This window comes from Bacteroides sp. MSK.20.12, from assembly GCF_019052435.1.
Classification (GTDB): Bacteria; Bacteroidota; Bacteroidia; order Bacteroidales; family Bacteroidaceae; genus Bacteroides; species Bacteroides xylanisolvens.
This window is the reverse complement of record NZ_JAHQVH010000024.1, coordinates 46,963-60,897: the sequence shown is the minus strand read 5'-3', so window position 1 is coordinate 60,897 and position 13,935 is coordinate 46,963. Positions and strand designations below refer to the sequence as shown.

Here is a 13,935-nt window from a genome sequence, read left to right as displayed (position 1 = left end):
ATGGGGAGACTATTATCATGAAAACCACCTCGTTCATACTTGCACTTGTCCTGTCCACCTTACTGGGCAAAGCTCAAAACGCCCCACAAGTGTCTTACTTCCCTTTACAGAATGTGAAACTATTGGATAGTCCGTTTCTGCAAGCTCAACAGACTGATTTACATTACATACTTGCATTAGATCCCGACCGTCTGCTCGCTCCTTTTCTCCGCGAAGCAGGGTTACAGCCTAAAGCCCCCAGCTACACCAATTGGGAAAATACCGGATTGGACGGACATATCGGCGGACATTATTTATCCGCACTTTCCATGATGTATGCCGCCACCGGAGATACCGCAGTCTATAATCGCCTCAACTACATGCTGAATGAGTTGAACCGGGCACAGCAAACTGTCGGCACAGGATTCATCGGAGGAACTCCGGGAAGCCTTCAACTTTGGAAAGATATAAAAGCAGGAAAGATCCGTGCCGGAGGTTTCGACCTTAACGGCAAATGGGTGCCTCTATACAACATACATAAGACTTACGCCGGATTGCGGGATGCATACCTCTATGCAGGAAGCGACCTTGCACGCCAAATGCTTATCGCTTTTACAGATTGGATGATCGATATCACTTCCGGCTTGAGCGACGAACAAATGCAGGATATGCTTCGTAGCGAACATGGCGGATTAAACGAAACGTTCGCTGACGTGGCCGAAATCACAGGCGACAAGAAGTATCTGGAACTGGCACGCCGTTTCTCTCACAAGCTTATCTTAGACCCGCTTATCAAAGAGGAAGACAAATTGACGGGAATGCACGCCAACACACAGATTCCAAAAGTGATCGGCTACAAGCGAATAGCCGAAGTGTCACAAGACGACAAGACTTGGAATCATGCTGCAGAATGGGATCATGCCGCCCGCTTTTTCTGGAACACGGTAGTCAATCACCGTTCTGTCTGCATCGGAGGAAATAGCGTCCGCGAACATTTCCATCCGTCGGATAACTTCACGTCCATGCTGAACGACGTTCAAGGACCGGAGACCTGTAATACTTACAACATGCTCCGTCTTACTAAAATGCTTTATCAGAATTCTCACAATCCGAATCAAACAAACGAACCTGATCCCAACTACGTAAACTATTACGAACGTGCGCTTTACAATCATATTCTAGCGTCACAAGAGCCGGATAAAGGTGGATTTGTCTACTTCACTCCTATGCGTCCGGGACACTATCGTGTGTACTCACAACCGGAAACATCCATGTGGTGCTGTGTAGGTTCAGGCTTGGAGAACCATACCAAATACGGCGAATTTATCTATGCGTATCGGAAAGACACTCTTTATGTCAATCTCTTCATTCCTTCACAACTGACCTGGAAAGAGCAAGGCATTATTTTGACACAGGAAACCCGTTTCCCCGATGACGACAAGGTAACTTTGCGAATAGATGAAGCGCCTAAGAAAAAACGTACTTTAATGATACGTATTCCGGAATGGGCGAACCAATCCAAAGGATATAGCGTCAACATCAATGGAAAAAGAAAAATATTCGTTATGGCAAAAGGTAACCAATATCTTCCTCTCTCCCGCAAATGGAAAAAAGGGGATGTCATTACTTTCCACTTGCCTATGAAAGTCAGCGTGGAACAGATTCCCGACAAGAAAGATTATTATGCTTTCTTATATGGTCCAATCGTTCTTGCAGCTTCCACAGGCACTGAACATCTTGATGGTTTATATGCCGATGACAGCCGTGGCGGACATATCGCTCATGGCAAACAAATTCCTTTGCAAGAAGTTCCGATGCTGATAGGAAATCCAGATTCAATCTGCAAGTCTCTTCAGAAAGAACAGAATAGCCGGATTACTTTCAGCTATAACGGAGAGGTTTATCCTGCACAAGACAAGGCATTGGAACTCGTTCCGTTCTTCCGCCTGCACAATTCCCGTTATGCCGTTTATTTCCGGCAGGCAAGCGAAGAGCAGTTTAAAGCGATCCAGGAAGAGATGGCAACGGCTGAACGAAAAGCAACGGAATTGGCTAATCAAACCATTGACCTTATCTTCCCCGGTGAACAGCAACCGGAGTCTGACCATGGCATCCAGTATGAGCAGGCAGAAACAGGAACGAATAAAGACCGGCATTTCCGTCGCGCCAAAGGTTGGTTCGGCTATCAGCTGAAAGTGAAAGAAGAAGCAAGCCGCCTCCTGATTACGGTACGGAAAGATGACCGCAATAAAGTGGCTATTCTTCTGAATAACGAAAAATTGGCTGTTCATCCGACTATCAGTGAAGCGGATAAAGACGGTTTCATAACCCTTTCATACGTTCTGCCTCAAAAACTGAATATGGGTAGTTGTCCGATACGTTTTATCCCTAACGGGACGGAATGGACGTCTGCCGTTTATGAAGTTCGTTTACTAAAATAGAAGTCACCACAGATTACACGGATTAACACAGATTATTTATGGGTTATAACATGATAGTAGTCAGAATAAAATCAATCTGTGATAATCTGCGTAATCTGTGGTAAAAAATAATCATTAAACAAATACCATTTATGAAAGCAAAACTATTAGTCAGCACGGCTTTTCTGGCAGCATCTGTATCTCTTTCTGCACAAAAGAGTGCTACCATAACCGTACATGCCGACCAAGGCAAAGAAATCATACCGAAGGAAATTTACGGCCAGTTTGCCGAACACCTGGGTTCATGTATCTACGGCGGTCTTTGGGTAGGCGAAAACTCGGATATTCCTAATATCAAGGGATATCGCACAGACGTATTCAATGCACTGAAAGACTTGTCCGTTCCCGTTCTTCGCTGGCCGGGCGGATGCTTTGCCGATGAATACCACTGGATGGACGGCATTGGTCCGAAAGAGAACCGTCCGAAGATGGTGAACAACAACTGGGGCGGAACCATTGAAGACAACAGTTTCGGAACGCACGAGTTTTTGAATCTTTGCGAAATGCTGGGTTGCGAACCATACGTGAGTGGAAATGTAGGTAGCGGCACAGTGGAAGAGCTTGCCAAATGGGTAGAATATATGACTTCTGATGGAGACTCGCCTATGGCCAACCTTCGCCGTAAGAATGGTCGCGACAAAGCATGGAAATTGAAATATCTCGGCGTAGGAAATGAAAGCTGGGGATGCGGTGGCAGTATGCGTCCGGAATATTACGCAGACTTATATCGTCGTTATTCTACTTATTGCCGCAATTATGACGGCAACCGTCTGTTCAAGATTGCCAGTGGCGCAAGTGACTATGATTACAAATGGACAGATGTATTGATGAATCGCGTAGGACACCGGATGGACGGTCTTTCTCTGCACTATTATACCGTAACCGGATGGAGTGGCAGCAAAGGATCAGCCACTCAATTCAACAAGGATGATTATTACTGGACGATGGGCAAATGTCTGGAAGTGGAAGATGTACTCAAGAAACATTGTACCATCATGGACAAATATGACAAGGACAAGAAAATCGCTCTTTTACTGGACGAATGGGGAACCTGGTGGGATGAGGAACCCGGAACCATCAAAGGACATCTGTATCAGCAGAACACGTTGCGTGATGCTTTCGTGGCTTCTTTAAGTCTTGATGTATTCCACAAATATACAGACCGCCTGAAGATGGCAAATATCGCACAAATTGTCAACGTACTTCAATCGATGATTCTGACGAAAGACAAAGAAATGGTGTTAACGCCTACTTATTATGTCTTCAAGATGTATAAAGTACACCAGGATGCCACTTATCTTCCTATCGACCTGACTTGCGAAAAGATAAGTGTACGTGATAACCGCACTGTACCGATGGTGAGCGCCACAGCTTCCAAAAACAAAGATGGGGTGATCCATATTTCTCTTTCCAATGTAGATGCTGATGAAGCGCAGGAAATCACCATCAATCTGAGTGATACGAAAGCCAAGAAAGCTATTGGAGAGATTCTGACCGCTTCCAAACTGACCGATTACAATTCTTTTGAAAAACCTAATATTGTAAAACCGGCACCTTTCAAAGAGGTAAAAATCAATAAAGGTACAATGAAGGTAAAACTTCCTGCTAAGTCCATTGTTACTTTAGAGTTACAGTAATTTTAGAGCAATTACTTATTGTATCACAAACAAGAAGACCGTAAAATTGTCGATAAAAAAGATAGCTCTTTTGGATTGTTAAATCCACATAAAGAGTTATCTTTGCGAACAATCTGACAGAAATCAATTAAATTTTAATGATATGAACGATAACAAACTTATGAATCGTGCAGCGGATAACATCCGTATTCTTGCTGCTTCAATGGTTGAGAAAGCCAATTCCGGTCACCCGGGTGGCGCCATGGGTGGTGCTGATTTTGTAAATGTACTCTTCTCTGAGTTTCTAGTATACGATCCTGAAAATCCCCGTTGGGAAGGACGTGACCGCTTCTTCCTCGACCCGGGCCACATGTCTCCGATGCTTTATTCTACGTTGGCATTGACAGGAAAATTCACGCTGGACGAGCTGAAAGAATTCCGTCAATGGGGAAGCCCTACTCCGGGACATCCTGAAGTGGACATCATGCGTGGCATCGAAAATACTTCCGGTCCGCTGGGACAGGGACACACTTTTGCAGTAGGTGCTGCTATCGCTGCCAAATTCTTGAAAGCCCGTTTCGACGAGGTGATGAATCAGACCATTTACGCTTACATCTCTGACGGTGGTATTCAGGAAGAAATCTCTCAAGGTTCCGGACGTATTGCCGGTGCACTGGGATTGGACAACCTGATTATGTTCTATGACTCCAACGATATTCAGCTTTCTACAGAAACGAAAGACGTAACCGTTGAAGACACTGCCATGAAATATGAAGCATGGGGATGGAACGTACTTAATATCAACGGTAATGATCCTGACGAAATCCGTGTGGCAATCAAAGAAGCACAAGCTGAAAAAGAACGTCCGACACTGATTATCGGTAAAACCGTAATGGGTAAAGGTGCACGCAAGGCAGACGGCAGCAGCTATGAAGCTAACTGCGCTACACACGGTGCTCCTCTCGGTGGCGACGCTTATGTAAATACAATCAAGAATCTGGGTGGTGATCCTACTAACCCGTTTGTTATATTCCCGGAAGTAGCCGAACTGTATGCAAAACGTGCAGAAGAACTGAAGAAGATCGTTGCTGAAAAGTATGCAAAGAAAGCTGCATGGGCGAAAGCAAACCCGGAACTGGCAGCAAAACTGGAACTCTTCTTCTCGGGCAAAGCTCCGAAAGTGGACTGGGCTGCTATCGAACAGAAAGCAGGTAGCGCTACTCGTGCTGCATCTGCAACCGTATTGGGCGCACTTGCTACACAGGTAGAAAACATGATCGTTGCTTCGGCCGACCTTTCTAACTCTGACAAGACTGACGGTTTCCTGAAAAAGACTCATTCTTTCAAGAAAGGTGATTTCAGCGGAGCATTCTTCCAAGCAGGTGTATCTGAATTGTCAATGGCTTGTATCTGTATCGGTATGTCTCTCCACGGTGGTGTGATCGCTGCTTGCGGTACATTCTTCGTATTCTCCGATTACATGAAACCTGCCGTACGTATGGCTGCTTTGATGGAACAACCGGTGAAATTCATCTGGACACACGACGCATTCCGCGTAGGTGAAGACGGTCCTACTCACGAACCGGTAGAACAGGAAGCACAAATCCGCCTGATGGAAAAACTGAAAAATCATAAGGGACACAACTCTATGTTGGTACTTCGTCCGGCTGATGCAGAAGAGACAACCATCGCTTGGAAACTTGCTATGGAAAATATGTCTACTCCGACAGGATTGATCTTCTCTCGCCAGAATATTGTCAATTTACCGGCAGGAACAGATTACGAACAAGCAGCCAAGGGTGCTTATATCGTAGCAGGTTCCGACGAAAATCCGGATGTTATCCTGGTAGCTTCAGGTTCTGAAGTGTCTACATTGGTAGCCGGCACAGAGTTGCTTCGCAAAGATGGCGTGAAGGTACGCATTGTATCTGCTCCGTCTGAAGGTCTGTTCCGCAACCAACCGAAAGAATATCAGGAAGCTATCCTTCCGGCAGATGCGAAGATTTTCGGTATGACTGCCGGCCTGCCTGTCACTCTTCAAGGTCTGGTAGGTTGCCACGGTAAAGTTTGGGGATTGGAATCTTTCGGTTTCTCTGCTCCTTATAAAGTATTGGATGAGAAACTTGGATTTACTGCCGAGAACGTATATAACCAAGTAAAAGCAATGCTCTAATGAAAACAATCGGATTAGCATGCGACCATGCCGGTTTTGAACTGAAAGAATATGTTCGCGGCTGGCTGGAAGCAAAAGGCTGGGCTTACAAGGATTTCGGAACTAACTCTACCGCAAGCGTAGACTATCCGGATTATGCTCATCCGCTGGCTCTTGCAGTGGAATCGGGAGAATGTTATCCCGGTATCGCTATCTGCGGCAGTGGAAACGGAATCAATATGACGCTGAACAAGCACCAAGGGGTTCGTGCTGCTCTCTGCTGGAATGCAGAAATCGCACACCTAGCTCGTCAGCACAATGACGCTAATGTACTGGTTATGCCGGGACGCTTCATCAGCACTGAAGAAGCGGACATGATTTTGACAGAGTTCTTCTCTACCAAATTTGACGGTGGCCGTCATCAGAATCGTATTGATAAGATTCCGGTAAAATAAAGCTCGAAGATAAATCAAATAGGTGTAAAGCTGCCCTTCAGAAAGAAGAGCAGCTTTATTTTTATACCGGTATCAGATTTTATCATATACGAGATTACAAAAGAAGGGCAACTTCGTCTTTATTACAAGACGATATTAAAAACTGAAATTATGGGTAAACTGAATATGAAAGAATGGATCAGCCAAACGATCCAGCGTAAGGAAACGATTGCAATTCCGATCATGACACATCCGGGTATCGAATTTATCGGGAAAACGGTGCATGATGCGGTAACAAACGGACAGGTTCATTATGAGGCTATCAAAGCTCTTTGTGACAAGTATCCGGCTGCGGCAGCAACCGTTATCATGGATCTGACGGTAGAAGCGGAAGCTTTCGGGGCAGAGATTATCTTTCCGGAAAATGAGGTGCCCAGTGTGTCCGGCCGTTTACTGGCGGATGAAGCTGCTATTGAAAAGCTGGAAGTTCCGGCATTGAATAAAGGAAGAATCCCTGAATACCTTAAAGCAAATATGCTGACAGCCAGAAATGTTACAGACCGTCCGGTTTTTGCCGGTTGCATCGGTCCTTATTCGCTGGCCGGACGTTTGTATGATATGTCGGAGATCATGATGCTGATTTATATTAATCCCGATGCAGCCAATACGTTATTAAGAAAATGCAGTGACTTCATCACCCGCTATTGCATGGCATTGAAAGCAACTGGTGTGAACGGTGTAGTCATGGCTGAACCTGCTGCAGGACTGTTATCCAACGAAGATTGCCTGCAATATTCTTCTTTATTCGTGAAAGAAATAATAGAGAAGGTACAGGATAATCACTTTGCCGTAGTACTTCATAATTGCGGAAACACAGGGAATTGCACGCAAGCGATGGTTTATACCGGTGCAGCTGCTTATCACTTCGGGAATAAAATTAAGATGGAGGAAGCGTTGAAAGAGGTTCCGGCCGATGCACTGGCAATGGGAAATCTGGACCCGGTGAGCCTTTTCAAGATGGCAGGTCCGGAGACTATGAAGGAAGCGACTTTGCAACTATTGGAGGCTACCCGTGCATATCCGAACTTCGTATTGTCAAGTGGTTGTGATATTCCGCCACATACGCCTTCTGTTAATATAGACGCACTTTATACCGCATTGGAAGAGTTCAATAATGGTTGAACAGGAACTTACTTACCAGAAACTGCAAATCCCATCGTCCGATATTTACGAGGCGATGGGATATAAAGATTCTATGCCGGATGGAATGGTCATAGAAGAAATAAATACGTTACTTGACCGTATCACTCCCCTTCTTCGTCCCCGTTTTTTCTTTTTCCTCACTGACGGACTGCTTAACATTGAAAAAGCAACACTGACTGTAAAAGATACGGTTCTCACAATCGGTAAAACCATTGCCCGCCAACTACGGGGTTCGGAAGCCTTTGCCTTTTTTACCGCCACTGCGGGAGTTGAATTTGAGAAGTTTCAACATCTGCTTCAGCAAGAGGACGACATGGTGAAAGTATATATAGCAGACTCATTGGGGAGCATCATTGCAGAAAAGACTGCTGATTGCATGGAAGAGGAGTTGGCTACATTTATCGAAAAGAGAGGTTGGAAGCACACTAACAGATACAGCCCCGGTTATTGCGGATGGCACGTATCGGAACAACAAAAACTATTCTCCTTATTTCCGGTCGCTTCGCCCTGTGGTATTCAGTTGACAGATTCCAGCCTGATGATTCCCATCAAATCTGTAAGTGGTATTATTGGAGTGGGTTCTCATGTCCGTAAGCTAGAATATACTTGCGGGTTGTGTACGTACGAGAATTGTTTTCGCAGAAAATAGTTTCACCACAGAGGACGCAGAGGACACAGAGGAAAAATAGGACGTAAACAAATTATTCTAAATTTGGTTTACATACACTTCTTGCTTTGCCCTTCTAAAAATAGATATAAATTGAACAGAAAAACATATTATATATATTTTATTATTCAGAAAATTACTACCTTTGTAGTATGAACAATGTATTATCAAGATTAGGCAATATACCTGTGACGACGCCCATGCTGGAATCACTTTATCCGCATCTTAAAGGAGGAAATCAGAAAGTCAGGTTACTTGAGAGGGACGGAGAAATCATCCGTCTCAAGAGAGGCTTATATGTATGCAACCCGGAAATAACAGGAAAGGCATTGTCTACGGAATTGATAGCCAATCATCTTTATGCTCCCTCATACGTTTCCCTGTCGTCGGCTCTACGCTATTACGGGCTGATACCTGAAGCAGTATATACCACGCAATCAATGACCCTGAAACATTCCAGAGATTTTGATACTCCGATAGGAAGATTCGAATATATTTATATGCCAAGAGAAACCTTTTCTATTGGCCTGTCAAGTATCAAACAGGATGGATATGCTTTTGTTATAGCTACTCCCGAAAAGGCGTTATGTGATTTGATAGCTAATTCCCCTAATGTGAATCTTCGCTATCTGAAGGACGCGGAAGTTTATTTGGCAGAAGATATCCGGATGGAAATAGAAGATTTCAAGCAGATGAACACAAGCATATTTGAAAAGTATATTGAGATTGGCAAAAAAGCCGAATCGATAAAAACACTACTTAAATTAATGAAAAAATGAAAAATGAGATTTATGATAATATGCTTTCTGCATACGACTTGTCTACTGAGCAAAAGAAGCGTAATGCTATTTTTGAAGTAAACCAACAAGTGATACTTGCCGGTCTTTATAATGGTGGTTTCTTTGGTGTGGCCACCTTCTATGGTGGTACTTGCCTTCGGATTTTCCATGGCCTTCAGCGTTTCAGTGAGGACATGGATTTTTCTCTTTTGATTCCTGATGATAAATTTGATTTCACAAAATATTTTCAACCCATTATAGATGAGTTTGCAATCGTTGGCAGGCTGGTGGATATTAAGAAGAAAGATAAGGCAAGCTTTGGAAAGGTGGAATCTGCCTTTTTAAAAGACAATACCGATGTTTATGATGTCTCTTTTCAGACAGATAAATCCATAAAAATCAAGATAGAGGTTGACACCCACCCTCCTTTGAAGTTTCGGACAGAGCAGAAATTGCTTTTACAACCACATTCCTTTATGACCCGTTGTTTTGTTCTTCCGGATTTATTTGCCGGAAAAATGCACGCACTGGTATATCGTACTTGGAAAAACAGGGTAAAAGGTCGGGACTGGTACGACTTTGAATGGTATATCCGCCACAATGTTCCTCTTGACTTCGTTCATCTAGCCGAACGTGTCCGCCAATTCAACAATAAAGAAATTGATAAAGATTCATTTGTGGCCCAATTGAAAGACAGATTATCCTCGGCAAACATCAATCAGGTAAAGAGTGACGTGCTGCCTTTTGTCAAAAATCCCAAAGAATTGGATATTTGGTCAAATGATTACTTCGTTCAGTTAGCTGATATGATAAAGTTTGAGTAAGATTGCAATAGTTCTCATATCCGTAAGCTGGAATATACTTGCGGGCTGTGTACGTATGAGAATTGTTTTCGCAGAAAATAGTTTCACCACAGAGGACGCAGAGGACACGGAGATTATTATCTAATAACAAAAGACTCTGTGTCCTCTGCGTCCTCCGTGGTGAATAAAAGCTAGTGGCCATTGAAGAAGATGTAAAGCCCGATCATAGTCACAATAAGTAATCCCCATAGGATAAGAACAATTCGTGCAGGTTTGTCCTCTATCTTTTCCATATTCAAGGTTCCCAGTTGCGGAGATTTATCCCACAGGCTGACTACTATCATGCCTATTCCGATGATAACGAATAAGTAGAAGGAAAGCAGCATAAAATGAGGCCATGCATCATATTGTTCTGCCGGAAACACCCATAAATACAAGATTCCTACTCCGATACTGAACACTGTTCCCAATGTCAGAGCCATATTAGCTGCCAGAGTAGTGGTGCGTTTCCAGAACACGCCAAAGAGAAATACGGCTGCCATCGGAGGAGCTATAAATCCCAGTACAGACTGGAAAACATTAAATAGATTCAGTCCCTTGATGCTGTCGATCGCTATGGTTATTATCACAGAGATCAGTGCACCGACTACCGTAACCACTTGTCCCACTCTGATAATCTCTTTCTGCTTGGCCTGCGGTCGGATTTTCTTCACATAGATATCCATCGTGAATACCGTACTTAATGCATTCAAAGCAGAGCCGACAGTACTTACCAATGCTGCCGTCAATACAGCCAATACCAAGCCGACCATTCCTGTCGGGAACAAATGAGTCACCATTGTCATGTAAGCCTCATCGGGATTCTCCAATTGTGGGAATAAAGCGAGGCAGATAATGCCGGGAAGAATGTAAAGAGGTACATCTAATATTTTCAACCATCCGGTAAAGTTGGTTCCCATCTGTCCTTCTTTGAGATTCTTGGCAGCAAGAACCGGTTGCACCATCGACTGATCCGTACACCAAAACCAAACTCCCATAATAGGATAACCCAGGATAATAGGTAGCCAGGGAAAAGCCGGGTCGTCATTCGAACGGAAAAGATTCCAGTAATCCGCCGGAACGGCGTCCACCAGTGCGCCTACACCGCCCACTTTATAGATTCCCATGATAGCCAGTGTGGCTGATACTACAATCAACAGTATCATTTGATATACATTCGTGTAGGCCACAGCTTTCAGTCCGCCGAGCATTGTAAAGAAAGCGGAGATGACAAGTAACAGCAATGCTGATTGCCACATAGGAATATCGAAGACTTGACGGATCAGGACTCCACCGGCAAATAAAGTCAATGCAAGCCATGAAATAAGAATGGTAATAATGGTATACCAGGCAAGGATGTTACGGGTAGATTGTCCGAAACGTTTTCCCATAAATTCGGGCAATGTCGTAATGCGACTACCCAAATATCGGGGAGCAAAGACAAAAGCAAGCAGACATATAAAGACAAATGCATACCAGGCATAATTCCCCGAAACAATACCAGTAGTAAATCCGGCACTTGCGGAAGCTATCAACATGGAAGGTCCGACATTCGTCCCCCACATGGAGAAACCGATATGATACCATCTCAACGAATTCTCCGCAAGGAAAAGACTACTCCCCTTTTTTCGTTTAGAACTTGCCCATATACCAATAGCTATCAAAATAAGGAAGTAGGCAATCAGAATACTCCAATCTAATGTCTCTAAGAATTTCACATGCATAATTCAAGTATTAAATAAGTAACGTAAGTTTAAATCTAATTTTCTTTAGGCAAAGATTACATGGATTTCACGGTTTTAATAGGCTATGTAATTAAAAGCCGTGTTTATCCGTGTAATCCGTGCCTTTTTATTCTATTTTTTATTTCCAATCAGTTCTTTGGCAACTGCTACGGCTGTATTCGCATTATCACTATATCCGTCCGCACCGATTTCGTCAGCAAACCCCTGACTGACGGGTGCTCCGCCAATCATCACTTTCACTTGATTACGAATACCGGCCTCTTCCAATGCCTGGATAACCTCTTTCATATACGTCATGGTAGTAGTCAGCAATGCGCTCATGCACAAGATGTCAGCATGGTTTTCCTTCACAGCTTCCACAAACTTGTCACAAGTCACATCAATACCAATATTAATGACTTCAAAGCCGCAACCCTCCAGCATGGAAGCCACCAGGTTTTTACCAATATCATGGAGATCTCCTTTCACTGTACCGATGACAATCTTACCTATTGTAGTGGAAGCACTTCCTGCCAATAAAGGTTTCAGTAGCTCCAAAGCCCCTTTCATGGCACGTCCTGCCATCAACAGTTGAGGAACAAAAGCTTTTCCATCCTGGAAACGTTGTCCCACTTCGCCCATTGCTTTAATCATATAATTATTGATAATCATTTGGGGAGCTACTCCTTCCGCAATGGCTTGCCGGGTGATTTCAACCGCAGGTTCCAGTTTCCCGGCAACAATGGCTTCATACAGAGGTTTCAGTTTATCCTCTTCCTGGTGTTGTTCTTCCCGTATACAAATACGTTCCTGTCCGGTAGCTGCCAAGTCGGCATCCTGTTGATGTTCATTGGTATTTACAGCGGTAGAAGAACCGGTATATTCTTCGACAATCCGCATGGCCTGTTCCACTTCCTTTTCGTTATGGAAATCCATTTCCAAATGTACACCGTCCGCGCCGATATGATCCAATAGGGGTTTTAGTTCGTCTAATGTCACCCAGCAAGCCATCACGCTCTTTCCGCCTGCCAGAATCTTCTTATACAGATCGTACCATTTGGGAGATCCTCCTTGTGGTTCGCCCACTCCGGGAGTCCATTGAATCGCATTCAATTCTTCAATTTCAAGCAAGGCAGGCAGGTGATGCATAGCTCCCACTCCATCCAGATGATAAAGGGTATAATCAATCTTCTGACATTGTTCACGAATAAAAGGTTGCACAAACCGGCGATAATCATCCTGACTAATCATGGTCGAAATATCACTTTGCAGTTTACTCATCTTTCCGGGAGCCCAGGACGAGAAATAACAGAAAGCCATCTCGTCGCCTTCACGGATGATGTCGTATAGTTCATCAAATACTTTGAAGTAGATGTCGTTGATTTGCTGCATCTGTTGTTCCAAGATTTCGGGCTGCATCACTGTGTCCAATAATACCCTATCCGTTCCTTTCAGTGCGGCCAGAACATCCAGTCCTTCCATCAGGTCGGGCATACCGACAAAGTAGTGTCCGTTGGCTTTCGCTTTGCAGGCTTTCAGGAGTTCTTTATGAAGAATCCAGTTCGGGTGTTCAGGGTTAAAGACTATTTCATCGGTGAAATCCGGGTTGGGATGAATCCAAATGGTGTCTTCCCCGCCTTCAAACACTCCGCCTAAGATGGCGGCTAGAGAACCGGGACCCAGTTGGGTATTCGCAACCGGAAGAATATCCGCTTTCAGACTGCTGTGCGCTACGTACCAGTCCAGATATTCAGCTCTCCATTGAGGGTCGAACCATTTTTGCGACAAATCTTTTGCCGGTGCGGGAGGCATTATCTCTGCATGTGGTTGCACTCCTTCCTGGAAGTGCTCCCACATATTGAGAATGATTCCTTTATGGTTCCACCAATTTATATAACGTTGTTTTGTTTCTTCTAAATTACTCTTCCATGTTTTCATACTCTGCCATTTTTATTTATTCTACTTAAGTTTCGGAAGTAATTTATTAGGTTGAAAGCCTCTTGGTATATAGCGTAAGGTATCACTCTACGCTATATTATGTAAGCCTTTCAGGCTACTT

The 13,935-nt window shown here is 44.0% G+C and carries 10 protein-coding genes; 8 read left to right on the top strand and 2 right to left on the bottom strand.

What is annotated here, in order from left to right:
- The first annotated feature begins 17 nt into the window (after positions 1 to 17).
- The 8 genes from KTR06_RS13915 to KTR06_RS13880 all read left to right on the top strand — a co-directional run bounded on the left by KTR06_RS13915 (position 18) and on the right by KTR06_RS13880 (position 10,134).
- Positions 18 to 2,420, top strand: a complete 2,403-nt coding sequence (locus KTR06_RS13915) for a glycoside hydrolase family 127 protein (RefSeq protein ID WP_217290437.1) — start codon at positions 18 to 20, stop codon at positions 2,418 to 2,420.
- Positions 2,421 to 2,551: 131 nt separating this feature from the next.
- On the top strand, positions 2,552 to 4,096 hold the full coding sequence (locus KTR06_RS13910) for an alpha-N-arabinofuranosidase (protein ID WP_128859353.1): 1,545 nt from the start codon (positions 2,552 to 2,554) through the stop codon (positions 4,094 to 4,096).
- Positions 4,097 to 4,238: 142 nt separating this feature from the next.
- Positions 4,239 to 6,248 carry a transketolase gene (locus tag KTR06_RS13905; RefSeq protein ID WP_128859352.1) on the top strand — a complete coding sequence of 670 codons (2,010 nt, stop codon included), beginning with the start codon at positions 4,239 to 4,241 and terminating at the stop codon, positions 6,246 to 6,248.
- On the top strand, positions 6,248 to 6,682 hold the full coding sequence (rpiB, locus tag KTR06_RS13900; RefSeq protein WP_004297448.1) for a ribose 5-phosphate isomerase B: 435 nt from the start codon (positions 6,248 to 6,250) through the stop codon (positions 6,680 to 6,682). The genes KTR06_RS13905 and rpiB overlap by 1 nt, the downstream gene beginning before the upstream one ends.
- A 150-nt stretch (positions 6,683 to 6,832) precedes the next feature.
- Positions 6,833 to 7,843 carry a uroporphyrinogen decarboxylase family protein gene (locus KTR06_RS13895; RefSeq protein WP_128859351.1) on the top strand — a complete coding sequence of 337 codons (1,011 nt, stop codon included), beginning with the start codon at positions 6,833 to 6,835 and terminating at the stop codon, positions 7,841 to 7,843.
- Positions 7,836 to 8,513: a vitamin B12 dependent-methionine synthase activation domain-containing protein gene (locus tag KTR06_RS13890; protein ID WP_128859350.1), complete on the top strand. Its 678-nt coding sequence runs from the start codon at positions 7,836 to 7,838 to the stop codon at positions 8,511 to 8,513. Before KTR06_RS13895 ends, KTR06_RS13890 begins: the two co-directional genes overlap by 8 nt.
- A gap of 170 nt (positions 8,514 to 8,683) precedes the next feature.
- Positions 8,684 to 9,310: a hypothetical protein gene (locus KTR06_RS13885; protein ID WP_120070919.1), complete on the top strand. Its 627-nt coding sequence runs from the start codon at positions 8,684 to 8,686 to the stop codon at positions 9,308 to 9,310.
- Positions 9,307 to 10,134, top strand: a complete 828-nt coding sequence (locus tag KTR06_RS13880) for a nucleotidyl transferase AbiEii/AbiGii toxin family protein (RefSeq protein ID WP_009041102.1) — start codon at positions 9,307 to 9,309, stop codon at positions 10,132 to 10,134. The genes KTR06_RS13885 and KTR06_RS13880 overlap by 4 nt, the downstream gene beginning before the upstream one ends.
- A 170-nt stretch (positions 10,135 to 10,304) precedes the next feature.
- Here KTR06_RS13880 and KTR06_RS13875 read toward each other — a convergent pair whose 3' ends face one another.
- Positions 10,305 to 11,876 carry a sodium:solute symporter gene (locus KTR06_RS13875; RefSeq protein ID WP_120070921.1) on the bottom strand — a complete coding sequence of 524 codons (1,572 nt, stop codon included), beginning with the start codon at positions 11,874 to 11,876 and terminating at the stop codon, positions 10,305 to 10,307.
- A 132-nt stretch (positions 11,877 to 12,008) separates the two neighbouring features.
- Complete coding sequence (locus KTR06_RS13870) at positions 12,009 to 13,814, bottom strand: corrinoid protein (protein ID WP_195580762.1); 1,806 nt, start codon at positions 13,812 to 13,814, stop codon at positions 12,009 to 12,011.
- Between the last annotated feature and the right edge of the window lie 121 nt (positions 13,815 to 13,935).